Origin of the sequence: Pantoea sp. Z09 (assembly GCF_022394795.1) — a bacterium.
In the GTDB taxonomy this organism is placed as follows: Bacteria; Pseudomonadota; Gammaproteobacteria; order Enterobacterales; family Enterobacteriaceae; genus Pantoea; species Pantoea latae.
Genome location: NZ_CP092373.1, coordinates 3,329,181 through 3,355,453, shown reverse-complemented (window position 1 = coordinate 3,355,453; position 26,273 = coordinate 3,329,181). Strand labels below are relative to the sequence as shown.

Genomic DNA, 26,273 nt, shown 5'->3' with positions numbered 1-26,273 from the left:
AAAGCGTCCCGCGACAAGGATGTCGCGGGCCGAGCTGGCAGGGATGCCGCTTTTTGCGTCTTTGCGATCGGGCCTTCTCACCCGCGTCAGCACCTTACCTGAAAATATTTAGGGCGCCTCGGCGCCCTTTTTTAATGGAAGTTATGTCCCACTTCCAGCACGCCGTTAATCACAAATTGCACGCCCATACAGACCAGTAAAAAGCCCATCAGGCGCGAAATCGCCTCGATGCCGCCTTTCCCCACCAGCTTCATAATGCTGCCTGAACTGCGCAGCGCCACCCACAGGATCAGCGCCACCAGTAGAAAGGTGAGCGGGGGTGCCACGGCAATCACCCACGCGGGAAAACTGACGCCGCTTTTCACCGTTGAGGCGGAGCTGATAATCATCGCGATGGTGCCGGGACCGGCGGTGCTCGGCATCGCCAGCGGCACAAAGGCGATATTGACCGGCTCCTGACGCGCGTCGCTGTTCTCCAGCTCATCCTGCTTGTGCTGCGCCTCCACCGAGTGGCCGACCGGCTGCGCGGGAAACAGCATGCGAAAGCCGATAAAGGCGACAATCAGCCCGCCCGCGATGCGCAGGCCGGGAATAGAGATGCCGAAGGTATTGAGCACCGCGTTGCCTGCGTACCAGGCCACCATCATAATGGCGAACACATAGATGGAGGCCTGCAGCGCCTGACGATTGCGCTCGCTGAAGTTCATCTCGCCCGCCAGCCCCAAAAACAGCGCCACGGTGGTGAGCGGGTTGGCGAGCGGCAGCAGCACGATCAGCCCTAATCCCACCGCTTCTAGTAACGCCTGCATATGCGTCCTCTTTGGTCGCGGGATTAGTGTTTAGGTCGCTCCATCGCTTCCAGCAGCTCCGGGAAAAAGTCTTCCAGCAGCTCAGGCGTCATCAGCTCGGGATAGCGCATCAGATGCTCGCGGATGCGTTCGTTCAGCTCCGGGATCAGGCTCTGTGCGGCGGCCAGCGCGGTGATCTTCTTCTGCTTCACCAGGCGCAGCACGTCATCCGGCAGGTTGTCTTCGTCGTCTTCCTCTTCCACCTCTTCCAGCGCGTCGAGATCGTCGAACATATCAAGCAGCGCCTCAATCTGCGGCGTGCGCGACACATACTCTCCCGGCTTCTCCCCTTCCAGATAGCGCAGCAGCGCGCGCACCGGCGTGCCGTCCGGCGTGGCGGGCGGCGAAGAGGTGAACCACTCCAGCATCAGATGAGTGCTGACGCGATGAACGTGATAGCCGTTATCCACCAGCTCGTCGGCGAGGATATCGGCGGTGTCATGCTCAAGCAGGCAAATATGGGTGCGATTTGGCGTGAACTGTTCCAGCCACTGGTAGATCTCTTCAATCACCGCATCGTCGTACTGAAAGTTTTTGCTCAGATAGCTGCCGTCGGGCTGATGTACGGTCGCGAAAATGAGATCGGGATCGAAGTAAATCGCAATATTGATGCCTTTCATGCGTGCTGTCCTTTGTAGTGCAAAACCTCACTATAGCCTCAGGGCGCGCAGAAAAACATGGGGCGACCAGCAGCCTGCGCTGCTGGCGTTAAAAATTAATGTAATTCAGCGCGGTCCAGCCCGTAGGCGCTGTCGAGCGCGCCCGGCGCCATCTGCGACAGGATTTGCAGGCGGTTCCAGCTGTTGATCACCGCGACGGTAAAGGCCAGCTCGCTGATCTCCACCTCGGAGAAGTGCTCGCGCAGCTCGCCGTAGAGCGCCTCGCTGACGCCCTGTTCGCCGATGCGCGTCAGGGCTTCGGTCAATGCCAGCGCCGCCTTCTCCCGCGCGTTAAACAGCGGCGACTCGCGCCAGATGGCGACGTGATGCAGACGCAGCTCGCGCTCGCCGTGCAGCTTCGCCTCCTTCACGTGCATATCGAGGCAGAAGGCGCAGTGATTAAGCTGCGAGGCGCGGATATCCACCAGATGCTTCAGCGTGGCGTCCAGCGAGGTTTTACGTAGCGCCATAGAGACGTCGCCGAGGGATTTAGCCAGCGCCGGGACGGTTTTAAAGTGGTTAACGCGTGATGTCATGATGCTTTCCTCTTTCAGAACAGTGAATTAATGGTTTTTAACGCATGGGGCAATGCGGTGGCGCGGCTGACGGGATCGTGCGTGCCGTCGACGCGGATAAATTCCACCTCCTCAATGCCGATGTAGGCGAGCGCGACGCGCACGTAGGGCGTGAACTGGTCATCCTGCATAAAGGGGCCGTGGGCGAAGACGCTGCCGCTGGCGACCACGCAGTAGACCTTCTTGCCTTTAACCAGCCCGACTTTGCTGCCGTCGGCGGTAAAGGCGAAGGTGCGACCGGCGCGGGTAATATGATCGAACCAGGCTTTCAGCACCGAAGGCAGGCCGAGGTTCCACATCGGCGAGGCGATCACCAGCGTGTCGCAGGCGAACAGCTGATCCACTAGCCTTTCCGAGGTGTCGATAGCGCTGCGCTGGGCGTTGGTGCGCGCCTCCGGCGGCGTAAAAAAGGCGCCGATGGTAAAGGCGTCCAGATGCGGCAGCGGATGCTGCGCCAGATCCAGCACCGTCTCTTCCAGCTGCAGATGGCGGGCGCGCAGCCGCTCGACCAGATGCGCCGAGGCGGCGCGCGACGCGGATCCGCTGATATCGGGGCTGACGTTGATATGCAGTAGCTTCATAGGTGGCTCTTTCACGGCTAAACAATGGAGGCATGATAAGCTTCTATGTCAGAGTAAAAAGGGCCATAAAACGAGAAAAAAGGTAGGACATAGCGGTGGGATACAGAGAGATTTACGCGCGCTATCGTCAGCAGATCCAGGCGGGCGTGCTGAAGCCGGGCGATCGCGTGCCGGCGATCCGCGTGCTGGCCAGCGAGCTGCGCGTGGCGCGCAAAACGGTAGAGACCGCCTATGAAATCTTGATCGGCGAAGGCTACTTCGTCAGTCAAGGCGCCAGGGGCACGCGCGTTAATCCGGCGCTTACGCCTGTCACCAAAGAGGAGCCAGCGTGGCAGCCAGAGGAGAGCGACCTGCCGCTGCGCATTGAGCAGCGGGAGAGCAAAGGGGAGATGCGGCTCGGCATTCCGTCGCTGGACGCCTTTCCGCTGAAGAAGTGGCTGCTGATTTCCGGCAAAGCGGCGCGCAGCCTGCGGCCGGATGAGATGCTGATCCCGCCGGTGATGGGCTATACGCCGCTGCGCGAGGCGATTGCCAGCTACCTCAACATCTCGCGCGGGCTTGACTGCCAGCCGGAGCAGATCTTTATCACCAGCGGCTATCGCGCCAACCTGCGGCTGATTCTGGCGGTGCTGGCGCAGGCGGGCGACAAGGTGCTGTTTGAGGATCCCGGCTACTTCTTTGGTCAGAAGCTGCTGAAGCGGATCGCGCCCAACCTGCACTATGTGCCGGTCGATCGCGACGGGATCGACGTCGATCATCTGCTGCGCTATCACGCCGACGCGCGCTTTGCGGTGGTGACGCCGACCCATCAGAGCCCGCTGGCGGTAACGCTGTCGCTGCCGCGCAAGCATCAGCTGCTGGCGTGGGCGCAGGAGAACGAGAGCTGGATTATCGAGGATGACTATGACGGGGAATTCCACTACACGCGCAAGGTGATCCCGGCGTTAAAAAGCCTCGATACGCACGACCGGGTGATCTACACCGGCACCTTCAGTAAAACCATTATGTCCGCGATGCGCATCGGCTATCTGGTGATGCCCAAAGCGACGCTGGCGCGCTTTCGCGAGCTGGGTGAGATTCTGGAGAACGGCCTGCCGCTGCTGCCGCAGAAAATCCTCGCGCAGTTTCTCAGCGAAGGGCACTTCTACCGCCATATCAAAAAGATGCGCATTCTCTACCAGCAGCGCCGCCGCATGATGCTCGACGCGCTAGAGGCCTGCTTCCCGGATCTGTTTGAGTATCAGCTCACCGACGGCGGCATGCATATCGTCGCCTTTCTGCGGCGCGGCATTCAGGATGTGGCGCTGGCGGAGGTGTGGCAGCGCCATCAGCTGCGCGTGCTGCCGCTTTCCGGCTGGTATATGCAGACGCAGAAGCGCTACGGGCTGGTGATTGGCTACACCAATATTCGGTCGTATGAGCAGGCGCTGGCGCTGGTGCAGGGCGTGGAGGAGGAGACGAGAAGGGCGGTGGCGCGTTAGCAGGCTGTTGCGCAAGAAGAGAGGCGCGAGGGACAGCTCGCGCCCATACAACATCAGATCACATGCCGATGTATTTTTTGCCCTGCTTCAGCACTACGTCGCAGGCTTTGGTTTTCAGCTTCTCGCCCATCGGCGAGTTGCTCAGGCTTTGCAGATTCAGCTGCTGGCCGTTGCCGGTGTTAAGCAGGCCGGCGATGCCCTGCTGGTAGTCGGTGCTCTGCGTCTGCGCCGTCTGCGTGCTCAGGCCGAGCTTGTCCAGCACCTGTTCTTTCACCGACTTCACGTTGTTATCCACCACGTTGTGCTGCACGCAGTACTGCATCACGCCTGCAGCGTTGGTCATGCTGTTGGCGCTGACCGCCTTATCGCCGCCGTTCAGCAGGCCGCTTAGCGCGCCAATGGATAGCCCGCCGTTCTGCGCGGTGCTGTTGGTCGCGCTGGTGTTGCTGTTGTTCTGCTGGCTGAGCTGCGACGCCGCGCTGCTCAGCTGATCCTGCCAGCTTGCTGCCGATGCGCTACCCGCCAGCAGCAGCGCGCTGAACCCCATCCCCAAAATTGTTCGTTGTGTGGCTTTATTCATCTCAACCTCATTTTCTGTGTATCCCGCGCGCGATGCGTTGCTGCGCCAGTTTTGCTAAGAGGAACATGGGGTGAGAAAGTTCCGAGTGCGGGAGGTGAGAGGGGTGGAATCGGAGGATTCTGTAGGGGAAGGGGTGGGCGTGTTGGTGAGGGATGGGGGTGAGAGAGGGTATGGCGCTTTTTTGGACGTTTAGCGTAAGGGAAGGCGATTCCGGTTGCGCGGCTGGTGGGTAACGGTATAATCCTCAACGTTTTCCGCATCCCTTCCGTGCCGGAGTGGCGAAATCGGTAGACGCAGTTGATTCAAAATCAACCGTAGAAATACGTGCCGGTTCGAGTCCGGCCTTCGGCACCACGGAAAAGAAAGAAGTCGCTTAAGGGCGGCTTTTTTTGTGCCCGTTTACATCCATGGTCATGAATATCTTTCTCATGATGAAAATTTATTATCTACAAAAATAATATTTATTTTGGGACATTTATTATTGGTATCCTTTTACCCATTGGCATTTAATCATAAAATCTTTGCTGTACGGTTTTTAAACAATGCCCTATAGTGCTATGTTGAAATCGGACCTGATATAGAGCACTAAATGAATCATTAGGATTATAAACGGTTTAAGGCTGCGTATATTTATAAGGCACTGCAACTTGCAGAGCGCAGGAAGATGATGCTTTGACGGGCAGATGAATTCGATGCTAAACGCTTCAGACATACGTTGCCGTATCATGTTCAAAAGCTCTCAAAAAGCATACTCGACCATACAATTTTCCAAAAGTGCAATTAGCTATACTTGCAAGAGCTGAAAACCCCAAGTACTGGTAAACTTAGTATGGCTGTTGGCCGGATCTCTATGCAGCTCATAGTTTAGTCATTTTCATTTTTTGCCACCATTCACAGTGCTCACTAAAACTTCATGATATGGGTTTTAAAGCTAAATTTTCCTTTATCACCTGTAATCTTTGCCAGTTTAACGGATAACAATTCAATCAGATGCAAAGATTCGGCTTCATGCTTTCATATACGAACCACGCTGGACTTGTAGGGAGAAATGGGCTTTGTTGAATAAATCGAACTTTTGCTGAGTTGAAGGATCAGATCACGTATCTTCCCGACAACGCAGACCGTTCCGTGGCAAAGCAAAAGTTCAAAATCACCAACTGGCCCACCTACAATAAAGCCCTCATCAACCGTGGCTCCATAACTTTCTGGCTGGATGATGAAGCTATTCAGGCCTGGTATGAGTCAGCAACACCTTCTTCACGAGGCAGACCTCAGCGCTATTCTGACCTTGCCATCACGACTGTGCTGGTCATTAAACGCGTATTCAGGCTGACCCTGCGCGCTGCGCAGGGCTTTATTGATTCCATTTTTTCTCTGATGAACGTTCCGCTACGCTGCCCGGATTACAGCTGTGTCAGCAGGCGGGCAAAGTCGGTTAATGTCAGTTTCAAAACGCCCACCCGGGGTGAAATCGCACACCTGGTAATTGATTCCACCGGGCTGAAGGTCTTCGGTGAAGGCGAGTGGAAAGTCAAAAAGCATGGCCAGGAACGCCGCCGTATCTGGCGTAAGCTGCATCTCGCCGTTGACAGTAAAACACATGAAATCATCTGCGCTGACCTGTCGCTGAACAACGTTACGGACTCAGAGGCCTTCCCCGGGTTAATCCGGCAAACCCACCGGAAAATCAGGTCAGCCGCCGCCGATGGCGCTTACGATACCCGGCTATGTCACGATGAACTGCGGCGTAAGAAAATCAGCGCGCTTATCCCTCCCCGAAAAGGTGCGGGTTACTGGCCCGGTGAATATGCAGACCGTAACCGTGCAGTGGCTAATCAGCGAATGACCGGGAGTAATGCGCGGTGGAAATGGACAACAGATTACAACCGTCGCTCGATAGCGGAAACGGCGATGTACCGGGTAAAACAGCTGTTCGGGGGTTCACTGACACTGCGTGACTACGATGGTCAGGTTGCAGAGGCTATGGCCCTGGTACGAGCGCTGAACAAAATGACGAAAGCAGGTATGCCTGAAAGCGTGCGTATTGCCTGAAAACACAACCCGCTACGGGGGAGACTTACCCGAAATCTGATTTATTCAACAAAGCCTCATTCCGATAAACGGTTCAACAGACATAGCCAGATAACGCGCCAGACTAGAGCTAGCATCACGGTGATCGTAAAGTGATGACAGTGAAGGACTAGGACGTATTGCGTATTTGTTCAGATCGGCAAACATTTGCTGACTGCGTTTTAATCCCTCATCAACAAAAAACAGGACTGGAATGTTATCTTGCCCAAGTTCCGGACGAGCATCCAAAGCATCTTCAATTGCCTTACGACGATGCTGACCATCGTTGATCAAAATCTGTGCATCCATTGGAACGGATAGTGTTCCCAGATTGTTAGACCCAGGAAACTCATCAAACTGAACGTCAACCGCGATGGAAGCTGTTAATGCAGAGAAAACATAATCTTTAGGGTTTTCAAGTAAGTACCTTACCATTTCTGGTATACGCGATTTGTTCAAGGTACGCTGTGCACGTAGCTCTGGAGGAACGTCATTTTCATCAAAACTGAATATCTTAGGGATGATGCGCATTGGGCAGGTAGCGATATAAAAAGGGCGCCCCGCCTGAATGCCACGTATAGCCGGGAACGAGTAGCAGTAGTCCGCATCAATACTAGCCATAATGTAATCCGTGAAAATTTCATTCAAAAGATACGTGATATTTTACGTAATACCTGTGCGGATTTACAGTCTTTTGACGTGAAAATTTGCGTACTAGGTTCCATTTTGAAGTCAATTCTTTCTAGAAAATGAAAAAAATTCTTCAAATTCAAAGGTTATATACAGTTTTGAACCCTCGCAAAAAGCACCAATACCTAAAGTAAAGCAAAAAATGCGTAACTGGCATCTTAAAATAATAAAATTTACCTATATTAATCAAATGGATGAGTGCAACTTAATCATAAGCCTGTAATTTGGAAGCGATGTTCTCAGGTGAAAAACCTTTGTGTCAATGTAAATAAGGCAATTATGTATCGTGTTAAATTTTTTCTAATCTCTTTCCCGCATACCCTTTCCCCAACTTCTTCTAAAAACCCCTTGCGATAACATATAGCGCTTCACTATTTCCCGATGCGTTTTATTAGTGCGAGGGTAAATCCGGGCATCCTCTCTGGAAAACGCACAATGACCTGGACAAGCTTACCGGTACTGGATCTGGCGCAACTCGCCGGCAGCGAAACCGAGCAAACCGACTTTCTCACCCGCTTGCGCGAAAGCGCGCGTGACGTGGGCTTTTTCTACCTCATCAACCACGGCATCAACCCGCAGCTGCAGCAGAACGTGCAGAGCATTACGCGTGCCTTTTTCGATCTGCCGCAGGAAGAGAAGCTGCGCGTCTCGATGATCCACTCGCCGCACTTTCGCGGCTACAACCTGGCGGGCGTGGAGTACACCCGCGAGCAGCGAGACCAGCGCGAGCAGTTCGATATCGGCGCGGATCGCGAGCCGCTGCTGCTGCAGCCTGACGATGCGGCGTGGAAGCGCCTGCAGGGACCGAACCTCTGGCCGGAGGCGCTGCCGCAGCTGCGTCCGGTGATCAACGCCTGGCAGCAGGAGATGACCAACGTGGCGCTGCGCCTGCTGCGCGCCTTTGCCCGTTCGCTGTCGCTGCCGGAGGACGCCTTCGACGCGCTCTACGGCCGCTATCCCAACGAGCACGTCAAGCTGATCCGCTATCCCGGCCAGCGCAACGACGAGAGCCAGCAGGGCGTGGGCGCGCATAAAGACTCCGGCTTTCTCACCTTCCTGCTGCAGGACGAGCAGCGCGGGCTACAGGTTGAGGTGACGCCGGGCAACTGGGTCGATGCCGCGCCAAAGCCGGGCGCGTTCGTGGTGAATATCGGCGAGCTGCTGGAGCTGGCGACCAACGGCTATCTGCGCGCCACCGTACATCGCGTGCTCTCGCCGCCAGAAGGGCAGGAGCGCATCTCTATCGCCTTTTTCCTCGGCGCGCAGCTCGACACTCAGGTGCCAATCTACCAGCTGCCCGACGCGCTGGCGGCGGAGGCGCTGGGGCCGACCAGCGATCCCACCAATCCGCTGATCCGTGACGTGGGCTGGAACTACCTCAAAGGACGTTTACGCTCGCACCGCGATGTGGCGCAGCGCTATTACGGCGATTATCTCAAGACACTTTCATAAGGACATTGCATGAAAAAGAAGATGGTAGCGACTCTGGCGCTGGCGGCGCTCTTCTCGGGCGCCAGTTCGGCGGCGGTGCTGCGCGTGGCGGCGGATCCGGTGCCGCACAGCGAGATCCTCAACTATGTGAAGAAGATCGATCCTAAACTCGATCTGCAGGTGATCGAACTCAACGGCAACCTCAACGCCAACGAGCTGCTGGCGCGCGGCGACGTCGACGCCAACTACTTCCAGCATGTGCCTTATCTGCGCGATCAGGAGAAGGCGCTGGGCGAGAAGTTCGACGTGGCGGCGACGGTGCATATCGAGCCGCTGGGGCTCTACTCGCACAAGGTGAAATCCCTGAAGGATATCCCGGACGGTGCGCAGGTGGCGGTGCCGAACAACGTCACCAACCTGAGCCGCGCACTCTACCTGCTGCAGGCCAACGGGCTGATTACCCTGAAGGCGGGCAAGAACGACGCCATCAACAATTTGGCGACGCCGGCGGATATCGACAGCAACCCGCATCATCTTAAGATCGTCGAGATCGAGTCGCCGCAGTTGCCGCGCGCGCTGGATGACGTGCAGTTCGCGGTAATCAACGGCAACTATGCGCTGCAGGCAGGCCTGACGCCGTCGAAAGACGCGCTGGCGCTGGAGAAAGCGCAGGGCAACCCTTACGCCAACGTGCTGGTGACCACGCCGAAGCTGGCGAACGATCCGCGCATTAAAGAGCTGGCGAAGGATCTCGCTTCGCCGCAGGTGGCGAAGTTTATCGAGCAGCAGTATCACGGCTCGGTGATCCCGGTAAATCAGTAACCAGCAGGAGTAAACGGGATGAGGCCGCATCCCGTTTATTGTTTTAACAAAGAACGATCCAACCCGCTCAGCCTGCGCTAACATCCAGAGAAAAATAATGCGTTGCTGCCAGACAAAATGTGTCTGCGTCATGCAGCGCGATAACCGGCTGAACCTATGCGATTACGGATGTTTCGAGGGCTGATGCTTTCTGCGATGGCGCTGCTGCTGGGCGGATGCGCGCGCTCAGATGCGCTATGGATGGTCACGCAGGATCTCTGCATGACCCACTACCACCTTCGGCGCGATCCAGCACCCTGCCAGCAAATCTATCAGCCGCAGCGCAAAGAGCAGGGCTTCAGCATCCTGCAGAATCCGCGCTATCCCTACCATTTTATTCTGGTGCCGAACCTGGCAATGTCCGGTATTGAGAGCATCGCGCTGTCGCGCGAAAGCCGCACCGACTATTTTGGCTATGCGTGGCTGATGCGCTATCGCCTGATGGCGGCGTATGGCGCTGACGTTCCCGACGACAAACTGGGTATGGCGATTAACTCCGCCTGGGGACGCAGCCAGAACCAGCTGCATATTCATCTCACCTGTCTGCGCGAAGATGTGCGCCGTCAGCTGCAGGCCGAGCGGCCTTACATTAGTGAGCAATGGCGGCCGTTGCCCGATCGCCTGCTGAACCATACCTACTATGCCCGCCGCGTGATGCAGCCAGCGGCGATGGGAATCTATCCCATCGCCTCGGTGGCGCGCCATTTTCACCTGTCGTCGCCGCAGCTGGCGGAGTATGGCGTGGCGCTAATACCCACCACCTTCTCAGGAGAGAAGGGGTTTATTCTGCTGACCACGCGACGCGGCTGGGATAAGGGCAATCGCGCCTCGGTGGAGTCTTTACTGGATAAACGCTGCGAGATACTTACGGCTCCGCCGGCTGTTTATGCAGCCGGCGGATAAGGTTAATGTAGCGCGTTCAATGCTGGCTATCGCCTAAAAATTAAAGGCAGATTGCGTTAGTAGGATCGTGAATACTGTCATAGGGATTTTGTATCTGGCAGCGATTAAAACTCTCGCTTCACCACCACGTATCCATTCCAGCGCACCGCGCAGTCGGTATCACTGACGAATGCCGAGATAATTAAAATGTTCTCTTTTCCCTGATAATTATAAAAATTATATTTCACTATTATATTTTTAGCGTTGTTCCACATAAATCCTTCAGCATATTGCTCTGCAGTAGTTTTGTCTTCGCTCTTTTCTCCACCACTAAGGATTCTCTCTTTTTTACCATAAATCAGGGCAAGCTCATGATTTACAGGCTCTGTATAGAGTATCTCTGCTTTGGTTTTGCTCCGGTCTACTTGAGATGATGGAAAGTCAAAATCCTCTGCCATGGTAAATAGTGTTGCTATGCCTACATCTTCTTCAACAGGAATGCACTCCTCTGGTTTAACAGCAGAGAAAGTAATAAAACTGATGGAAAGCAATGCCAGTAATATTATCTTTTTCATATGACAACAATCTCATGGTCGCCTGATTTAAAAAGTTTTCTACGATAGTCACGTGCTAAGATAATGCAGCCGTTTGAAGCGTTTCCGGGATCTTTTATACTGTCTCCATGGATAAGAAAACCTGCTCTACCACACATGTCATTCTCCCTGTAAGGTTTCAGTTTTAACGTGTAAGGCCCGGCAATAGAATGAGTAAAAGGGGTTCCAACAATCCTGTACTTACCTCTTGGCAGCGGACCTTTATTTATCAGACACTCATAATCAGGATTGTCTTTATAGCCCGGCGCGCCAGCATAGCGCGCACTAAACTGATACACACCGTTATGCGTAAATGTTTTTTTTCTGACGTCATAAACCCATGTCATCACTCTTCTCCTTGTGACAGATGGCGCAAACCTGCGCCATGCAAACTGAATCTTATGCTCGCTCTTTCCAGGAGTCAGAATGCTGGATATTACCGTCACAATATTTCCAGGTGATTCTTTCGTAGCGCAGCGTGACAGACTCAAGATGGTTCATGTTTTCGATGGTTTTAATATTATGCATCATAGGGTTAACAGAGACGACTTTTACGCCTTCAAGCAACATGTTGAAGTACTCTTCTTCCTGCCCCGCGTAATTGATGCGATACCATTTTATCTCCGCGCTTTTTAGCGTCTGGCCGGAGGATACAGCCTTATAAAGATAGGGGCTTGAAGAATCAAACTCCTTTTCAAACTCAAGCGGGCTGTGAATACGCGTGCCGGTCAGTTTCCCGGTATGGGGATCGGAGGGAATACCTAAGCCGTGTATAAAGCTAAGAACTTCAATACTGCCTTCCCGATCCTGTACATCGACCGAACCTTTGATATCTGCGCCGCCATCATCTTTCAGCCACAAATAAGCAGGGATAGCCATAATAAGAAACTCCTTTTCATCAAAAGAAATTTGACGCTACGCTATTGGGATAGGAGTGATTATTGATCGCTATCAAGATTATATGATTTGACAATCTTAAAGTTTCAAGGCTGCGGTTAAAGCCGCAAAAAAATTAGTTCGACAATTAACGCTTTTATGTAAGAAATAATAGCTAAGTTAAACATTAGCCAGTTAATAATTAAAATATCTAGCGTTAAACCGGCTGGCCAAATTCCGATCTCAATATCGATAATAGATAAATTTGCCAAAACGCCTGAGGTTGCATTGAGCGCTTCACTGATTCACAAAGCGTTTTAAGTAAGAAAGGATTTGCTCGCCGCAGGCGACAAAATGCATTAAGCAGTGGAATGGCGGCCCGATAACCCTTACCGAGCCGCGCTAAAGCGGGATGAGAGTATCATCCCAATGCTCTCTCACTCGCGCAGCTGCTGCGCAATCGCGCTATACATCAACGACGCCTCCAGCGGCTGGGCGCTAAACGACGGCTCCGCCTGCGGCCAGGTCGACCACTGCACAATCACCAGCTGCTCGGCGGGGTTCACCATAATCACCTGGCCATAGATCCCCAGCGCCCAGAGCGAGCCCTTCAGCGACGCTTCCGGCGCAGGCTCGACGTTCTGCGCATTGGCCGGCACCTCGTTGTTCCACCACTGGAAGCCGTAAAGGCCCTGCGGATGCGCCGCGGAAACCGAACCCTGCGCCTGCGTCCAGTTGGAAGCAAGCTTCAGCCAGCCGTCCGGCAGCGCTTTGTCGCCGTTCGGCAGGCGCCCCTCGTGCAGCACAAACTCGCCGAAGCGTCCCCAGTCTTCCAGCGTGGCGTTGAAGCCGTGCGCGCCGACGTCATGTTTGCCGGGCTGATAGGCGTGCCAGACGCCGTCACTCGCCATGCCATAGGGCTGCCAGATGCTCTGCTGCAGATAGGCGGCGAGGGACATGCCGGTGGCGCGCTCCAGCACGTCGCCCAGCAGCCAGGCGCCGCCCGAGGAGTAGGACCAGTGCTGGCCCGACGGGTGCGCTTTTTTCAGGCCGGTAACCAGATCACGCACACAGTCATAGGTGCCGGCGCGCGCCTCGCACTGGGTCAGCTGTGCGAAGTCGGAGTCGGGCTGGGTGTAATCCTCGTTCCACGCCACGCCGGAGGTGTGGGTCAGCAGCTGCCGCAGCGTCACGTCCTGCCACGCCGTGCCTTCCAGTTCAGGCTCGTAGCGGGTGACCTTGTCATCCAGCGAGTGGATTTTCCCCTGTTTCAGCGCCACGCCGACCAGGGTAGAAACCACTGATTTCCCCACCGAGCGCGAGGTCCAGAGCGTGCTGTCGCTGTTGCCGTGCGCCAGATATTTGTAGGCGATCTGGCCGTTTTTCAGCACCAGCATCCCCGCGACGTTCTGGCGCTGCAGGTAGTCCGCCAGGCTGTAGCGCTGGCCGTTAACCTGATAGCTCACCTCGCCGAGCTGACGCCTGGCCAGCAGCAGCGGACGCGCCGCGCCGTGAAGAAAAACATCGGCGGGGTAATTGCGGTAGTCGTTGCGAAAGCCCACTACGCGATCCTGTTGATCCCAGCTGAGCATGGTTTTCGGATCCGGCAGGGCGCGATCGAATGGCGTCGGGCAGACGCTCAGCGGCACGCCGCCGCAGGCGCTATGCTGAGCCGCGGCGACGCCCTGCGACAGCAGCGCCGTGGTCGCCAGCGACAGCGCCAGCAGCAGGTTTTTGTCAGGTTTCTTCATGCGGTTTTCCCTCTCAACAGGCCGTAAAACAAGTGGTCCGCAGTATAGGTTTCGGCCGTGCTGTGCAAAAATCAGCATATGTGGGGAAATCCCCCTTATAACCGCATCAGGGAGCAGTTATGGCCGGTCTCAGTTTTTCCTTTGCGCAGATAGAGGCGTTTTCTACCGTTGCCGCGCTTGGCACCGTCTCGCAGGCGGCGCGGCAGCTCGGCAAGGATCGCGCCACCCTCAGCGAGCTGATCGAGTTTCTGGAAGCGGCGCTGGGCTATAAGCTTTTTGCGCGCCAGGGGCGCATGCTCGTGCTGACGCCAGAGGGCCAGCGGCTGAAGCGCCAGGCAGCGCTGCTGATGCAGCAGGCGCAGGCGTTCGACGCGGCGGCGCGCCACGTGCGACAGGATATCTCCGCCGAAATCAGCCTGGTGTACGATCCCTTTGTGCCGCGTCCCTTTCTCTGCGGGCTGATCGCGGCACTGGCGGAGAGCAACATTCGCGTCAGCGCCTGGAGCGCGGCGCGCGAAGAGGCGGAAGCGGCGCTCGCCTCCGGTGCGGCGCAGCTGGCGCTCTGCCAGGCGCGCAACCGCAGCCTCGGCAGCGAGATGGCGTGGCGCTCGGTCGGGCTGATCGAACTGGATTTCTACGCCGCCGCCGCGCTGTTCCCGGATGAGCAGCCGGTGTCGCTGTTCGCCCTTGCGTCGCAGCCGCAGCTGGTGATGCATCCGGCGCCCGACGGCGTGGCGGCGAAACAGGGACGCATCGCCGATCGCGCCTTTTACACCAACGACCGCGCGCTGCTGCGTCATCTGCTGGAGAGCGGGCAGGGATGGGCGTTTTTGCCGAAACATTTTGCCGCGACGAGCTGGCACGGCGTCGAGGCGATCGATGTGGAGGTGGGCAATCTGGCGCTGAGCCAGATGCTGGTGATGCTGTGGAAGCCGGGCATGGCGGCTGATTTTGCCGTCAGCGAGGCGATGAAGCTGGTTCCTGAGGTCTGGGCCGAGCGTCAGGGGTGACGCGTTTCTTTACATTTACCTGCTGCGCGTGCGGAACTGACAGGCTGTACAGATTGTCTTTATCCTGGTCTACTGTTAACAAAATCAATCAACGTGGAAAACACTATGCGCAGGACTCAGAACGCACTCTTTTTAGCGGGTTTACTGTTTGGCTCGCTGAGCCTTGTTCCCGCTGCACAGGCTGAAGGCGACGACACCGATACCGTTCCGCCGCCGCCGCAGGTTCAGCAGCAGGCGCCCGCCGATGCGCAGCCGCAGCAGGGCGACACCACCGACAGCAGCGCGCAGCCGCCGCTGGGACCGAACGCAGAAGAGCCGGAAGCGGGCAGCACGCCAGCGCCGGACGCCAACGCCGGCAGCCCACAGGCGCAGTCGAACTACGATCTCAACCGCATTATCATCGACTACAAAGATTATAAAATTGGCGACAGCGTGCCGCAGCAGTATCTCGACAAATCCTACAATATTGTCGAGTGGCAAAAGCGTAACCTGCCTGCGCCAGAAACCGGCAGCCACTGGACCTATATCGGCGGCAACTACCTGCTGATCACCAACGACGTGGGTAAAATCCTGAAGGCGGAGTCAGGCGATATCTACTATCGCGGCTAAACGCAATCCGTGCCTACGCGGTGAGAAGGCTCCGGGCTTTTTCACCCGCTTACGGATAGTGTCAGATGGATAAAGCCGGTCACGCGACCGGCTTTTTTTATGCAAAACGTCCCGGCCGAAAGCTCGCCAGCATCGGCTGCTTCTCGCCCGTTACTATCTCCTCCGCCAGCAGCTCACCCACAATCAGCGCCAGCGTGGCGCCGGAGTGGGTAAAGGCGACAAAGCAGCCCGGCACGCTCTCCAGCTCGCCCAGCACCGGCTCGCCGTCGCCGGGGATCGGTTTTAGCCCCAGCTTCCAGCTGGCGGCGCGCAGCGGTTCGCCTTTGATCAGCCTGCTCGCTTCGGCGGCAAGCTGCGCCACTACGCCTTCGTCGATGCTGTAGCTGCCGTCGGCCTGCCGCTGAATATCCTCTTCATACCAGTCGTGATCGAGCGCAAAGGTGTTGCCCGGATTGGGACGCACCGCCGCGCGCGGCGTGTTCAGCACCGTTTTCAGCCCGTGCGCGCCCGGTTCGGTGATCACCAGCATCGACACGGGCGAGCCGTTGGGAATGGTAACGCCGAGCGGCGCGACTACGTCGGGCGTGGCCGGGCCGCAGGCGACCAGCACCGCGTCGGCGTGCAGGCTATCGCCGCTCGCCAGCCTGATGCCGCAGGCGCGTTCTCCGTCGCGCAGCACCGCGCATTTTCCGGCGTGCTCGACGATCTCGCCGCCCAGCGCGCGCAGCTGCTGCGCCAGATGCGCCACCAGGTGCGGCAAACTGACCCAGCCCTCGCCGGGGTTGAAGATCGCCTCCTGCGCCAGCGCCGCATCTTCAACCTGCGCGTCGGCCTGCGCCAGGCTGCTGCGCGTCACCAGCTGCGAGTCGTAGCCGTGCGCCTTCTCATAGGCATGGCGCGCGCGCGTGCCGCTCAGGTCATCCGCTGCCCAGAACAGGCCGCCGTCGAAGCGCAGCCAGTCGCGCGTCGGATCGGCGGCGAACAGCGTGCGGTAGCGATCGATGCCCGCCATGCGCAGCGCGTGATAGGGCAGCGCGCGCTCGCCCGCCGAGTTAAGCCAGGAGAGCGAGCGGCCGGAGGCGCCGGAGCAAAGTTCCGCCTCGGTCACCAGCGTCACCGCCGCGCCGCGTTTTGCCAGCTGTAGCGCGCTGGAGACGCCGAGCGCGCCGCCGCCGAGCACCACAACGCGACGGATAGGTTCAAATGCCATGATTCAATTCCTTGTTCAGTTCTTAAAAGAGAAGGGCTTACAGCACTTCCGACAGAAAACGTTGCAGGCGCGGCGACTGCGGCGCGTCGAACAACTGGGCGGGCGGGCCCGCTTCGACAATCTCGCCTTCGTCCATAAACACCACCTGATCGGCGACCTTGCGCGCGAAGCCCATCTCATGGGTCACCACCACCATGGTCATGCCGCGCCGACAGAGATCGGCCATCAGCGTCAGCACCCCTTTCACCAGCTCGGGATCGAGCGCCGAGGTCGCCTCGTCAAACAGCATCACCTCGGGATCCATCGCCAGCGCGCGGGCAATCGCCACGCGCTGCTGCTGGCCGCCGGAGAGATCGCGCGGGCGGTGATCGGCGCGCTGGCCAAGCCCCACCTCGTCGAGCCGCTGGCGGGCAATCGCCATCGCCTGCGCCTTTGGCAGTCCTTTCACCTTCCAGGGCGCCAGCGCCACGTTCTCCAGCGCGCTGTGGTCGGGAAACAGGTTGAAGTGCTGAAACACCATGCCGATGCGCAGCCGCAGGGCGTCGGGTTTGTCTTTCAGCACCGAGCGTCCCGCCAGCAGCACGTCGCCCGATTTCGGCTCATGCAGGCGGTTGATGCCGCGCAGCAGCGTCGACTTGCCGGAGCCGGACGGCCCGATAATGCAGGTGGTGGTGCCGGGCGCAATACGCAGTGACACGCCGCGCAGCACGTCAATCGGCCCATAGGCCAGCGACAGATCGCGCAGCTCCAGGCTCGACCCTTTCCAGCTCGCCGCAGCGGGCGGCTCGCTCAGTTTCATTGCAACGCTCATGATTGCTCCCGATTGCCGGTTAAGGGTTGTGCGGCCAGCGCGCCGTCGGGGCGCTTTAGCACTTCTTCGACCTCTTTCAGGCCGCTCTGCGGTGCGGTAAGCCGCCGACGACCGGTGCGATAGCGCACGTCGATAACGTTTACCGCGTGGGTCAGCGGCACGGTGATGATCAGGTAGAACAGCCCGGCCAGCATCAGCGGCGACAGGTTGCCGGTGAGCACCGCCGCGTCCTGACCGACGCGAAACAGCTCGCGCTGGCCGGTCATCAGGCCGAGCAGATAGACCAGTGAGGAGTCTTTGATGATGGCGATAAACTGGTTAACGATAGCGGGCAGCACGCGGCGGATGCCCTGCGGGATCACCACCTGGCGCATGGCGCGGCCGTAGCTCATGCCCAGCGCGCGGCATGCCTCCATTTGCCCGCGCTCTACGCTCTGAATGCCGGCGCGAAAAATCTCGCCCATATAGGCGCTGGCGATCAGGCTAAGGGCGAAGATGCCGAGCGGATAGGGCGTCGGGCCGAACAGCTGGTAGCTAAAGCGCGCCAGCCCCTGGCCAATCAGCAGAATGGTCAGAATCGACGGCAGGCCGCGAAACAGGTCGGTATAGAGCCGCGCGGGCAGCCGCAGCCAGCGCGACGGGGAGATGCCCATCAGCGCCAGCAGCAGGCCCAGCAGCGTGCCGAGCAGCGTGGCGGCGAGCGAGATGATCAGGGTATTAACCAGACCGGTCGCCAGCAGCTGCGGCAGGACTTCCTTCATTGAGGCGAAGTCAAAGAAGGTGCGGGAAAGCATTGTCAGAAGATCCATCGCCGTACTCCACAGGTACGCGTGACGGGCGCGCCGTCACCGGTAGAAAGCCAAACGCTCAGCGCTCACGCATTATTTGCCGCCAGGCAGATACTGCTCTGGCATCGGCGAGCCGGGAAACCACTTCTGATAGAGCTGCTTCCAGGTGCCGTCCTGCATGGCGGCCTTGATGGCGCTGTCGAGCGCGGCCTTGAATGCCGGCTTATTTTTGGCGATGGCGACGCCCGCCGGAGCATCGAACGACGGAATATCGGCGGCGGAGATCAGCTTGAAGCGCGCGGCGTAGCTTTTGGCGGCCTCGTAGTCGAGAAACACCGCGTCCAGCGTGCCGTTGTTCAGCGCCGAGACGGCGGCGTTATTATCGGGAAAGCGCACCACGTCGGTCTGGGTAAAGTGCTGCACCGCATAGCTCTCCTGCAGCGTGCCCTGAATCACTCCGAGGCGATGCTTCGCCAGCGTCTCGACGTTCTTCACGCCGCTGTCGCTGCGCGTCAGTACGGTCAGGTAGCCCGCCAGATAGCCGGTGGAGAAATCCACGGTCTTCTCGCGCGCCGGGGTAATGCCGATGGCGGCGACGGCGGCGTCAAACTGGCCGTTGGCGACGGCGGGCAGGATGGCGGAGAAATCCTGTCCGACGAAATCCACCTGATCGATGCCCATGCGGTGCGCCACGTTTTTAAAGAACTCCACGTCAAAGCCGGTGAACTGGCCGCTGGCGTCGGTGAAGGTATAGGGTTTGGAGTCGCCCACGCTGGCGATGCGCAGATGGCCCGGCTCCAGCAGGCCGTAGGGATTGTCGCTGCTGGCCGCCAGCGTGCTGAACGACAGTGAACAGAGTGCGATTGCGGCGCCGCACAGGGCGCTCAGGTGAATTGGCGATTTCATAGCTCATCCGTTTTTGCAGGTTAAACATCAGAGACGGTTGAGCCGGTAATAATAGTGTTTTGAGACCGGTCTCAACGCAGAGGACGACAAGAGAACAGTTGTTGTGAGACCGGTCTCAAGGCGATACAATGAGTTTAAGCACAGCCTTTTTTCGACGTCAATCTCTCCTTCATCAACCTGTGATTCGAATTAATTATGACCAACCAGAAAGCACGCATTAAAGCGCCTACCGTCGCCGACGTCGCCCGGGCGGCCAGCGTATCGAAAGCGCAGGCGGCGAGGGCGCTCGGTGGCTACGGCGCCGTCAGTGAAGAGGTCCAGACGCGAGTCAACCAGGCGGCGGCGGCGCTCGGCTACCGGCCCAACGAGGTGGCGCGTACCATGAACACCGGCCGCTCCAACACCATCGGCGTGATCGTCGGCGATATCGAGAACCCGCACTTCGGGCTGGCGCTGCGCGGCATGGCCGACGTGGCGCGCCAGGCGGGCTTTCATCTGCTGCTGGGCAACAGCGACGAGAAGTTGCAGGCTGAACAGGATGCGGTGCGCGTGATGCTGGAGAAGCGAGTCGACGGCATTATCGTCGCGCCCAGCCACTCGGCGCGCGAAAAAAATGGTCATCTGCTGCAGGTGCTGGAAGAGGGACGTGCGCTCAGGCTGTTCGATCGCGCGGTTATCGGCCTCGATGTCGAGGCGATCTGCTGCGATTTCACCGCCGTGGCGCGCGAGGCGACGCAGCAACTGCTGGCGGCCGGGCACGAGCGCATCGCCTATATCACCAGCATGGAGCTGGCGGGCGCCTACCGCGACGCAGCGGACTTTGGCCTGACGCCGGTGGCGCAGCGCGTCGGCGGCATGATGGACGCGTTTGCGGCGGCCGGGCAGGCGTACGACACCTCGCTGATCCAGGCCAACGCTGGCGACGACGCGCAGATTGCGCGCATCGTCGAGGCGCTGTGGCAGCGCGCCGCGCCGCCCACCGCGCTGATCGCCTCCGACAGCCTGGTCGCCATGTCGCTGCTGCGCGCCGTGGCGCAGCGCGGGTTGCGCATCCCGCAGGATCTCTCCTTCATCATGTACGACAACTTTCCCTGGAGCGAAATCGTCGCGCCGCCGCTGACGGTAGTGGCGCAGCCGGTTTATGAGATGGGCCGCGAGGCGGCGCGCCGCCTTATTGCCGATATTCGCGGCGAACGCACCGGACCGCTGCCCCGCTTTAGCGCTGAACTGGTGATGCGGCGCTCTGTCGCCGCACCGGCTCAGTAGCTGGCCGGCCGCGCGTCCGTCGCCTGCTGGCGGAACTGCGCCAGCCGCCGATCCAGCGCGTCGGTATAGAGCATGGTATCGACGCCGACCGCGACGAAGTTTGCGCCCCAGCTGATGGCCCGCTGCGCCATAGCAATATCCACCGCCAGGAAACCGGCGGCTTTGCCCGCCTTGCGAATGCGGCGGATACTCTGCTCGATGATCTGCTGCACCTCTGGATGCGCGGCGTTGTCGGGATAGCCCAGCGAGGCGGAGAGATCGGCCGGGCCGATAAAGATGCCGTCGACCCCCTCAACCTCCAGCAGTGCGTCGAGATTATCAATGGCGGTTTTGCTCTCCGCCTGAATCAGCAAACAGAGTTCCTCATTGGCGCGCGCCATATAGTTTTCAACCCGGCCCCAGCGCGCCGCCCGCGCCACGCCTGCGCCGACGCCGCGTGTGCCGGTCGGCGGATAGCGCGTCGCCGCCACCAGCGCGCGCGCCTGCTCGGCGGTGTCGATCATCGGCACCAGCAGCGTACGCGCGCCGATATCCAGCACCTGTTTAATCAACGCCTGCTGAAATTCCACCGGCCGGATCACCGGCTGGCTGCGATAGGGCGCGATGGCCTGCAGCTGGTGGTAGAGATCCTGCACCGTATTCGGCGCGTGCTCGCCGTCAATCAGCAGCCAGTCGTAGCCGCTGGTGGCAGCGATCTCCGCCAGATAGGAGGAGGTGCTGCTCAGCCACAGGCCGAGCTGAGTTTCGCCGCGCGCCAGGCCAGCCTTGAACGGATTGTGTAATGGATCCTGCATAGAACCTCCAGAGTTAATGCTTAGCTTGCGACGCCAGCGCGACGCGCGAGTCGGAATTCAGGCCGAAGATCATCAGTGCGCCTGTGGCGGCGATAGCGGCGAGCGTCAGCAGCCCGGCGCTGCCGCTGTTAAACAGCGATTCGGCGTTGACGCGGATCAGCGGCGCGAGAAAACCGCCCACCGCGCCGAACAGGTTGACGAAGCCGATGCCCGCCGCCAGCGCGCTGCCGGACAGCAGCTGCGTCGGCATGGTCCAGAACACCGGCTGCACGGCGATAAAACCGATTGCCGCCACGCTCAGCGCCACGATAGCCAGCATCGGCGAGACCAGCCCGGAGACGCCGATGCCCGCGGCGGCGGCCAGCAGCGTTACCGCCGCAATGCGGCGGCGTTCACCGCTGCGATCGGCGTAGCGTGGGATCAGCCAGGTGCCGAACAGCGCCGCCACCCAGGGAATGGCCGTCACCACAGAAGCGGAGAAGCCCACCTTCGTACCCAGCAGCGCGGCGACCTGCGAGGGTAGAAAGAAGATCAGGCCGTAGACAGCGATCTGGATGGTCATGTAGATCAGCGCCAGATGCCAGACGCGCCGGTGGCGCAGGGCGTCGCGCAGGCGTACCGTCGGTTTCTGCCGCTCTTCGCTGTCGAGCTGCTGCCGCAGCGCCGCTTTCTCCTCCTCGCTGAGAAAGCGCGCCTGCGCCGGGCTGTTATCAAGCCAGGCGAAGGTGAACAGCCCGGCGGCGACCGCGATCAGCCCTTCGATCATAAACATCCAGAACCAGCCGGGATGGCCGAGAAAACCGTGCATCTCCAGCAGCGCGCCGGAGAGCGGCGAGCCAAAGGTCAGCGCCAGCGGCGCGCCCATATAGAACAGCCCCATCACGCTGGCGCGCTGCTGCTGCGGAAACCACTGCGACGTCAGATAGATCATGCCGGGGAAAAAGCCCGCTTCCGCCGCGCCCAGCAGCGTGCGCACCAGCAGGAATTTAGCTTCGCTGTCGGCGAAGGCCATCGCGGCGGAGAGCAGGCCCCACAGCAGCGTGGTGCCGCCAATCCAGCTGCGCGCGCCGAAGCGGCGCATCAGCAGGTTGGCAGGCACGCCGAACAGCGCATAGACCACAAAGAAAATGCCCGCGCCCAGCGCGTACGCCTCGTTGCTCAGGCCGGTATCAAGCTGGTACGCCTCTTTGGCGAAGCCGATATTGGCGCGATCGAGAAACGCCAGTACGTAGAGCATCAGCATAAAAGGGATCAGGCGGGCGCGGTTTTTGCGCACCGCCTGTTGCACAAGGCTGTTCATCACATCGATCCTCGCAGCAGAATTACGCGTCAGGCTGCCGCGCAGCCTGCGCACTTAGTGGGTATAGGGACGTTTCAGGCCGTCGCGGTTCAGCTCCACGCCGAAGCCAGGCTTGTCGAGCGCCGACTTAGGCAGACGGCCACGCGTCGGCACCGGCTCGTCGATCAGCAGCGGATCGAACTGCGGACGCAGCGTGCTGCAGTCCGGGCTGGTCATCAGGAATTCGCTGAACGGGCTGTTGGTGAAGGTGATCACCGCATGATGCGAATAGACCGACGAGCCGTGCGGCACCACCAGCTGGCCGCGCGATTTCGCCAGCGCCGCCACTTCCACCAGCGTGGTCAGGCCGCCGCACCAGCCGACGTCCGGCTGCAGGATGTCGATGCCGGTATCGGCCAGGGTGCGAAACGAACTCAGCGTGCCGTGATGCTCGCCGCTGGTGATCAGCATGCCCGGCGGCGCCTGACGTTTCAGCTGCGCATAGCCTTCATACTGCTGCGGCGGCAGACACTCCTCCAGCCACTTGAGGTTGTAGGGCGCGCAGGCGTGCGCCAGTTTGGTGGCGAAGTTCACGTCCTGACTCATCCAGCAGTCGAGCATTAGCCAAAAGTCGGGGCCGCAGGCTTCGCGGTAGTGGGCAATGCGCGCCGCCTCTTTGCGAATGCCGTCGTCGCCGTCGTGCGGCCCCACTGCACCGCCATTTTGCCGCCGATAAAGCCCATCTCCTGCGCCAGATCGGGACGCGCGCCGGTGGCGTAGAACTGCAGCTCCTCGCGCACCGCGCCGCCCAGCAGCTGATAGACCGGCAGCTGCGTCACTTTGCCGAACAGGTCCCACAGCGCCAGATCGACGCAGGAAACCGTATTCATCACCACGCCGCCGGAGCCGGAGTAGAACATCGTCGCGTTCATCATCTGATCGTGGATCAGTTTGATATCGCTGACGCAGCGCCCCTCGATAAAGCGGTTCAGATGTTTTTCCACGATAAAGCAGCCCATCTCGCCGCCGGTGGAGATCGCGAAGCCGGTCTGGCCGTTATCCGCTTCCACTTCCACCACCAGCGTGCCAAGCACGTTGATGCCAAACGACTGACGCGACTGTTCATAGGCTTTGTATTTGCTCATCGGCGTGGCGATATGATCGTCGATCCAGTGGCCGCCAGCCTGGTCATGATAGTCGGCGCCGGCAGCGGCTTTCTCTGCGGTGGCGCCGCCGGTAAACCAGGCGCGGACGGTTTTGATTTTTGGCAAAGTCATAGCGTTCTCCAGATTAAGAAGCGAAAGATTCCATCGGGCTGCGCCAGCCCAGGGCGTATGAAATGTCGCGTGCGCAGGCCAGCGCTCGGCCCGCCAGGTAGTCGCGGTTGTCGTCGTCGATTTGCAGCCGCGTGCCGACCAGCGAGATCGCGGCGAACAGCTGACGGCGGGCATCAAAAATCGGCGCGGCGACGCAGCGCACGTCGGGATAGTCTTCCCCGTTGTCGAAACTCCAGCCCTGACGCCGGATGTGCGCCAGCTCAGCGGCCAGCGCCTCGGCGCTGCAGATCGAGGTCGGCGTCGCGGCGAAAAAGCGCAGCTGGCTGATAATGCGCGCCTGCTCGTCGGTGGGCTGCCAGGCGAGCAGACATTTGCCGATGCCGGAGCGGTGCAGCGACAGGCTTTTGCCTTCGTGGGAGCGCACGCTAATGGTGGCAGGCGACTCCAGCTTGAGGATGTAGCAGGCGTGGCCGCCGTCGAGGATGCCGAGATGACACAGCAGGTTGCTCTCCTGCATCAGGCGCGTCAGGCGCGGACGGGCGATCTCGCGGATATCCATCTTCTCCAGCGCATACCCGGCGAACTCCACCAGCCGCGTCCACAGGCAGTAGCGATCGTTGCGATCCAGGGTGATAAGACGCTGCTTTTTCAGCTCGGCCAGCAGCAGATAGGCGCTGCTCTTAGGCAGGCTCAGGGCGTCGATGATCTCGGCCGCGCTGCACGGACCCTGCTGCGCGATAAAGCTGAGGATGGCGATGCCGCGCGTCAGCGCAGGCACAGGCGATATTTCCAGCATGCTGGACTCCAGTCTGGTTGTCTGGAGGCAGTGTTGGTAAATCAGCGCCGGGGAAATGTGAGCGGCTTCAAAGAAGCCGGGTCAGGCCGACGTGGTTGCGCGCGCGACGCGCAGAGTGTGAGATACGCCGCGCTGGCGGTACAGCAGGCTGGACTCAGCGCGCCATCTCCGTCAGCAGCCGACCAATCTGTCGCGCGCCCGCCTGCAGCTGCGCGCTGCTGGTGTTGCCGTAGCCCAGCACCAGCCCGCGCAGCGGGGCGTCGCCCGCGCAGTAGCCAGAGAGCGCGGCGGGCGCGTAGCCCGCCTGCCACAGGCGTGCCGCCAGCACCGCGTCATCGATCTCGTCTGCCAGCCGCAGCACCAGATGCATGCCGCATTCGCCGCCCAGCAGTGCAACCCGCGCGCCCAGCGTTTCCTGCAGCGCCTGGCGCAGCGTCTGCTGCCGCTGGCGGTAGAGCCGACGCATCTTGCTGAGATGGCGCGTAAAGTCGCCGCTGGCGATAAAGGCGGCCAGCGCCTGCTGCTCCAGCCGGTTGCCGCCGCGCAGTAGCTCGTGCAGCGCCGGGCGCAGAGAGGCCGCCAGCGTCGCGGGCAGCACCATAAAGCCGAGCCGCAGCGCCGGAAACAGCGTTTTGCTGAAGGAGCCGATATAGATCACCGGCGCGCCGGGCGTCATGCCCTGCATCGCGCCGATCGGCTCGCCGACGTAGCGGAAGTCGCCGTCGTAGTCATCCTCGATGATCCACGCCTGATGCGCCTGCGCCTGGGCGAGCAGCGCCAGACGGCGCGCCGCGCTCATCACCGCGCCGGTCGGGTACTGATGGGTCGGCGAGCAGTAGATCAGTCGCGGCGCGGCGTGCTGCCACAGCCGGGCGTCGGGCGCTAACCCCTGCGCATCCACCGCCACCGGCTGCACGCGCAGATTACCGGCCAGCATGGCGGCCTTCGCGCCGCGATAGCCGGGATCCTCTACCCAGCCGACGTCGCCGGGGTTGCTCAGCAGGGTGACGCAGAGCGACAGCGCCTGCTGCGCGCCCTCGGTGATAACAATCTGCTGCGGCTGGCAGCGCACGCCGCGCGTCAGGCTGAGATGCTGCGCCAGCGCCGCGCGCAGCGCCATCTCGCCCAGCGGATCGCCATAGCCCAGCAGGCGCTGCGGCGTGTCGTTCAGCACCCGGTTAAAGGCGCGTCGCCAGGCGGCGAAGGGAAAGTGCGCTAGCGCCGGCACGCCCGTGCGCAGCGGCATCTCTTCACGGCTGTAGCGATGGCTGGAATAGAGCAGCGCCACGCGGTCCGCCACCGGCGCTTCGCTGCTGACGTCAGCGGCGGCCGACGCGGGCAGCGCAATCGGGCTGACGCGGCTGCCCTGACGATCGCTGATCAGATAGCCTTCCGCCTGCAGCTGCGTCCAGGCGTTGATCACCGTGTTGCGCGACACCTGCAGATCCTGCGCCAGCTGGCGCGTCGCGGGCAGGCGCGTGCCCGCCGGCAGCTGACCCGCCAGAATGGCGCGCTTGATGCGCTGGCAGAGCTGCTGCTGCAGGGTGTCGCCGCCGTTCAGGACGAGTGGCGCGGCAAGCAGCGTAGAGGGCGAGGTCGAACCCTTGTCAGGCATAGGTGGATCCATCATTTTCACGGGCTGTGGAGCT

The 26,273-nt window shown here is 59.8% G+C and carries 25 protein-coding genes, 1 tRNA gene and 2 pseudogenes; 9 read left to right on the top strand and 19 right to left on the bottom strand.

The features are described from left to right. Positions 1 to 131: 131 nt before the first annotated feature. The 4 genes from MC269_RS16035 to MC269_RS16020 all read right to left on the bottom strand — a co-directional run bounded on the left by MC269_RS16035 (position 132) and on the right by MC269_RS16020 (position 2,663). The gene (locus MC269_RS16035; RefSeq protein WP_239953010.1) at positions 132 to 809 is read right to left on the bottom strand and encodes a MarC family NAAT transporter; all 678 of its coding nucleotides are present in this window, start codon (positions 807 to 809) and stop codon (positions 132 to 134) included. 23 nt (positions 810 to 832) lie between these two features. Then, a complete protein-coding gene (locus tag MC269_RS16030; protein ID WP_239953009.1) occupies positions 833 to 1,468 on the bottom strand; it encodes a hypothetical protein in 636 nt (211 codons plus the stop codon). A 95-nt stretch (positions 1,469 to 1,563) separates the two neighbouring features. Then, the gene (locus MC269_RS16025) at positions 1,564 to 2,043 is read right to left on the bottom strand and encodes a carboxymuconolactone decarboxylase family protein (protein WP_239953008.1); all 480 of its coding nucleotides are present in this window, start codon (positions 2,041 to 2,043) and stop codon (positions 1,564 to 1,566) included. Positions 2,044 to 2,057: 14 nt separating this feature from the next. Then, entirely contained in the window at positions 2,058 to 2,663 is a 606-nt protein-coding gene (locus MC269_RS16020) for an FMN-dependent NADH-azoreductase (protein WP_239953007.1), read from the bottom strand. A gap of 95 nt (positions 2,664 to 2,758) precedes the next feature. On the opposite strand from MC269_RS16020, the gene MC269_RS16015 reads away from it, so the two are divergent. Then, a complete protein-coding gene (locus MC269_RS16015) occupies positions 2,759 to 4,144 on the top strand; it encodes a PLP-dependent aminotransferase family protein (RefSeq protein WP_239953006.1) in 1,386 nt (461 codons plus the stop codon). A 58-nt stretch (positions 4,145 to 4,202) separates the two neighbouring features. Here MC269_RS16015 and MC269_RS16010 read toward each other — a convergent pair whose 3' ends face one another. Further along, entirely contained in the window at positions 4,203 to 4,724 is a 522-nt protein-coding gene (locus MC269_RS16010) for a DUF2501 domain-containing protein (protein WP_239953005.1), read from the bottom strand. A gap of 269 nt (positions 4,725 to 4,993) precedes the next feature. Here MC269_RS16010 and MC269_RS16005 point away from each other — a divergent pair. Beyond that, positions 4,994 to 5,078 (top strand) — tRNA-Leu (locus MC269_RS16005). Between the two features lie 729 nt (positions 5,079 to 5,807). After that, a complete protein-coding gene (locus MC269_RS16000; protein ID WP_000654812.1) occupies positions 5,808 to 6,776 on the top strand; it encodes an IS5-like element IS903B family transposase in 969 nt (322 codons plus the stop codon). Between the two features lie 57 nt (positions 6,777 to 6,833). Here the strand turns inward: MC269_RS16000 and MC269_RS15995 are convergent. Then, positions 6,834 to 7,415: pseudogene (locus tag MC269_RS15995) on the bottom strand (DNA sulfur modification protein DndB); the annotation flags it as partial. A 504-nt stretch (positions 7,416 to 7,919) separates the two neighbouring features. Between MC269_RS15995 and MC269_RS15990 the strand changes: the two are divergent. From MC269_RS15990 to MC269_RS15980, 3 genes are all read left to right on the top strand, one after another. Beyond that, on the top strand, positions 7,920 to 8,936 hold the full coding sequence (locus MC269_RS15990) for an isopenicillin N synthase family oxygenase (protein WP_239953004.1): 1,017 nt from the start codon (positions 7,920 to 7,922) through the stop codon (positions 8,934 to 8,936). A gap of 9 nt (positions 8,937 to 8,945) precedes the next feature. Further along, positions 8,946 to 9,737, top strand: a complete 792-nt coding sequence (locus tag MC269_RS15985; protein WP_239953003.1) for a MetQ/NlpA family ABC transporter substrate-binding protein — start codon at positions 8,946 to 8,948, stop codon at positions 9,735 to 9,737. Between the two features lie 156 nt (positions 9,738 to 9,893). Next, positions 9,894 to 10,679, top strand: coding sequence for a CDP-diacylglycerol diphosphatase (locus MC269_RS15980; RefSeq protein WP_239953002.1), 786 nt, complete (start codon positions 9,894 to 9,896; stop codon positions 10,677 to 10,679). Between the two features lie 104 nt (positions 10,680 to 10,783). On the opposite strand, the gene MC269_RS15975 is transcribed toward MC269_RS15980, so the two are convergent. The 4 genes from MC269_RS15975 to MC269_RS15960 form a co-directional block, all read right to left on the bottom strand. After that, positions 10,784 to 11,233: a hypothetical protein gene (locus MC269_RS15975; protein ID WP_239953001.1), complete on the bottom strand. Its 450-nt coding sequence runs from the start codon at positions 11,231 to 11,233 to the stop codon at positions 10,784 to 10,786. Then, positions 11,230 to 11,598 (bottom strand): tlde1 domain-containing protein, encoded by a 369-nt coding sequence (locus tag MC269_RS15970; protein WP_239953000.1) that lies wholly within the window; start codon positions 11,596 to 11,598, stop codon positions 11,230 to 11,232. The genes MC269_RS15975 and MC269_RS15970 overlap by 4 nt, the downstream gene beginning before the upstream one ends. 52 nt (positions 11,599 to 11,650) lie before the next feature. After that, on the bottom strand, positions 11,651 to 12,130 hold the full coding sequence (locus tag MC269_RS15965; RefSeq protein ID WP_239952999.1) for an Hcp family type VI secretion system effector: 480 nt from the start codon (positions 12,128 to 12,130) through the stop codon (positions 11,651 to 11,653). Between the two features lie 434 nt (positions 12,131 to 12,564). Further along, complete coding sequence (locus MC269_RS15960) at positions 12,565 to 13,878, bottom strand: serine hydrolase (protein ID WP_239952998.1); 1,314 nt, start codon at positions 13,876 to 13,878, stop codon at positions 12,565 to 12,567. A gap of 119 nt (positions 13,879 to 13,997) precedes the next feature. Here MC269_RS15960 and MC269_RS15955 point away from each other — a divergent pair, with 119 nt between their 5' ends. Further along, entirely contained in the window at positions 13,998 to 14,888 is an 891-nt protein-coding gene (locus MC269_RS15955; protein ID WP_239952997.1) for a LysR family transcriptional regulator, read from the top strand. A gap of 105 nt (positions 14,889 to 14,993) precedes the next feature. Continuing rightward, complete coding sequence (locus MC269_RS15950; RefSeq protein WP_239952996.1) at positions 14,994 to 15,497, top strand: RcnB family protein; 504 nt, start codon at positions 14,994 to 14,996, stop codon at positions 15,495 to 15,497. Between the two features lie 97 nt (positions 15,498 to 15,594). Here the strand turns inward: MC269_RS15950 and MC269_RS15945 are convergent, their stop codons facing one another. From MC269_RS15945 to MC269_RS15930, 4 genes are all read right to left on the bottom strand, one after another. Next, positions 15,595 to 16,707 carry an FAD-binding oxidoreductase gene (locus MC269_RS15945; RefSeq protein WP_239952995.1) on the bottom strand — a complete coding sequence of 371 codons (1,113 nt, stop codon included), beginning with the start codon at positions 16,705 to 16,707 and terminating at the stop codon, positions 15,595 to 15,597. 37 nt (positions 16,708 to 16,744) lie between these two features. Further along, entirely contained in the window at positions 16,745 to 17,518 is a 774-nt protein-coding gene (locus MC269_RS15940) for an amino acid ABC transporter ATP-binding protein (RefSeq protein WP_081142272.1), read from the bottom strand. Next, positions 17,515 to 18,327, bottom strand: a complete 813-nt coding sequence (locus tag MC269_RS15935) for an amino acid ABC transporter permease (RefSeq protein ID WP_239952994.1) — start codon at positions 18,325 to 18,327, stop codon at positions 17,515 to 17,517. The genes MC269_RS15940 and MC269_RS15935 overlap by 4 nt, the downstream gene beginning before the upstream one ends. Positions 18,328 to 18,399: 72 nt before the next feature. Beyond that, positions 18,400 to 19,212: an ABC transporter substrate-binding protein gene (locus tag MC269_RS15930; RefSeq protein ID WP_081142276.1), complete on the bottom strand. Its 813-nt coding sequence runs from the start codon at positions 19,210 to 19,212 to the stop codon at positions 18,400 to 18,402. Positions 19,213 to 19,407: 195 nt separating this feature from the next. Here MC269_RS15930 and MC269_RS15925 point away from each other — a divergent pair, with 195 nt between their 5' ends. Then, positions 19,408 to 20,478 (top strand): LacI family DNA-binding transcriptional regulator, encoded by a 1,071-nt coding sequence (locus MC269_RS15925; RefSeq protein ID WP_239952993.1) that lies wholly within the window; start codon positions 19,408 to 19,410, stop codon positions 20,476 to 20,478. Here MC269_RS15925 and yfaU read toward each other — a convergent pair. The 5 genes and pseudogenes from yfaU to MC269_RS15900 all read right to left on the bottom strand — a co-directional run bounded on the left by yfaU (position 20,472) and on the right by MC269_RS15900 (position 26,239). After that, a complete protein-coding gene (gene yfaU, locus MC269_RS15920; RefSeq protein ID WP_239952992.1) occupies positions 20,472 to 21,272 on the bottom strand; it encodes a 2-keto-3-deoxy-L-rhamnonate aldolase in 801 nt (266 codons plus the stop codon). The genes MC269_RS15925 and yfaU overlap by 7 nt on opposite strands. A gap of 13 nt (positions 21,273 to 21,285) precedes the next feature. Further along, on the bottom strand, positions 21,286 to 22,572 hold the full coding sequence (locus MC269_RS15915) for an MFS transporter (protein WP_239952991.1): 1,287 nt from the start codon (positions 22,570 to 22,572) through the stop codon (positions 21,286 to 21,288). Positions 22,573 to 22,626: 54 nt separating this feature from the next. Continuing rightward, positions 22,627 to 23,828, bottom strand: a pseudogene (gene rhmD, locus MC269_RS15910) (L-rhamnonate dehydratase). A gap of 13 nt (positions 23,829 to 23,841) precedes the next feature. Further along, a complete protein-coding gene (locus MC269_RS15905) occupies positions 23,842 to 24,624 on the bottom strand; it encodes an IclR family transcriptional regulator (protein WP_239952990.1) in 783 nt (260 codons plus the stop codon). A 154-nt stretch (positions 24,625 to 24,778) separates the two neighbouring features. Beyond that, positions 24,779 to 26,239 (bottom strand): PLP-dependent aminotransferase family protein, encoded by a 1,461-nt coding sequence (locus MC269_RS15900; protein ID WP_239952989.1) that lies wholly within the window; start codon positions 26,237 to 26,239, stop codon positions 24,779 to 24,781. Positions 26,240 to 26,273: the final 34 nt, after the last annotated feature.

Coding starts and splice junctions, on each gene's coding strand:
- MC269_RS15900 (WP_239952989.1), bottom strand. CDS start 26,239: ATGCCTGACAAGGGTTCGACCTCGCCCTCTACGCTGCTTGCCGCGCCA.
- MC269_RS15925 (WP_239952993.1), top strand. CDS start 19,408: ATGACCAACCAGAAAGCACGCATTAAAGCGCCTACCGTCGCCGACGTC.
- MC269_RS15985 (WP_239953003.1), top strand. CDS start 8,946: ATGAAAAAGAAGATGGTAGCGACTCTGGCGCTGGCGGCGCTCTTCTCG.
- MC269_RS15975 (WP_239953001.1), bottom strand. CDS start 11,233: ATGAAAAAGATAATATTACTGGCATTGCTTTCCATCAGTTTTATTACT.
- yfaU (WP_239952992.1), bottom strand. CDS start 21,272: ATGCAGGATCCATTACACAATCCGTTCAAGGCTGGCCTGGCGCGCGGC.
- MC269_RS15965 (WP_239952999.1), bottom strand. CDS start 12,130: ATGGCTATCCCTGCTTATTTGTGGCTGAAAGATGATGGCGGCGCAGAT.
- MC269_RS16010 (WP_239953005.1), bottom strand. CDS start 4,724: ATGAATAAAGCCACACAACGAACAATTTTGGGGATGGGGTTCAGCGCG.
- MC269_RS16025 (WP_239953008.1), bottom strand. CDS start 2,043: ATGACATCACGCGTTAACCACTTTAAAACCGTCCCGGCGCTGGCTAAA.
- MC269_RS15990 (WP_239953004.1), top strand. CDS start 7,920: ATGACCTGGACAAGCTTACCGGTACTGGATCTGGCGCAACTCGCCGGC.
- MC269_RS15970 (WP_239953000.1), bottom strand. CDS start 11,598: ATGACATGGGTTTATGACGTCAGAAAAAAAACATTTACGCATAACGGT.
- MC269_RS15950 (WP_239952996.1), top strand. CDS start 14,994: ATGCGCAGGACTCAGAACGCACTCTTTTTAGCGGGTTTACTGTTTGGC.
- MC269_RS15980 (WP_239953002.1), top strand. CDS start 9,894: ATGCGATTACGGATGTTTCGAGGGCTGATGCTTTCTGCGATGGCGCTG.
- MC269_RS16035 (WP_239953010.1), bottom strand. CDS start 809: ATGCAGGCGTTACTAGAAGCGGTGGGATTAGGGCTGATCGTGCTGCTG.
- MC269_RS15915 (WP_239952991.1), bottom strand. CDS start 22,572: ATGAACAGCCTTGTGCAACAGGCGGTGCGCAAAAACCGCGCCCGCCTG.
- MC269_RS16020 (WP_239953007.1), bottom strand. CDS start 2,663: ATGAAGCTACTGCATATCAACGTCAGCCCCGATATCAGCGGATCCGCG.
- MC269_RS15960 (WP_239952998.1), bottom strand. CDS start 13,878: ATGAAGAAACCTGACAAAAACCTGCTGCTGGCGCTGTCGCTGGCGACC.
- MC269_RS15955 (WP_239952997.1), top strand. CDS start 13,998: ATGGCCGGTCTCAGTTTTTCCTTTGCGCAGATAGAGGCGTTTTCTACC.
- MC269_RS15940 (WP_081142272.1), bottom strand. CDS start 17,518: ATGAGCGTTGCAATGAAACTGAGCGAGCCGCCCGCTGCGGCGAGCTGG.
- MC269_RS16030 (WP_239953009.1), bottom strand. CDS start 1,468: ATGAAAGGCATCAATATTGCGATTTACTTCGATCCCGATCTCATTTTC.
- MC269_RS15935 (WP_239952994.1), bottom strand. CDS start 18,327: ATGGATCTTCTGACAATGCTTTCCCGCACCTTCTTTGACTTCGCCTCA.
- MC269_RS15945 (WP_239952995.1), bottom strand. CDS start 16,707: ATGGCATTTGAACCTATCCGTCGCGTTGTGGTGCTCGGCGGCGGCGCG.
- MC269_RS15905 (WP_239952990.1), bottom strand. CDS start 24,624: ATGCTGGAAATATCGCCTGTGCCTGCGCTGACGCGCGGCATCGCCATC.
- MC269_RS15930 (WP_081142276.1), bottom strand. CDS start 19,212: ATGAAATCGCCAATTCACCTGAGCGCCCTGTGCGGCGCCGCAATCGCA.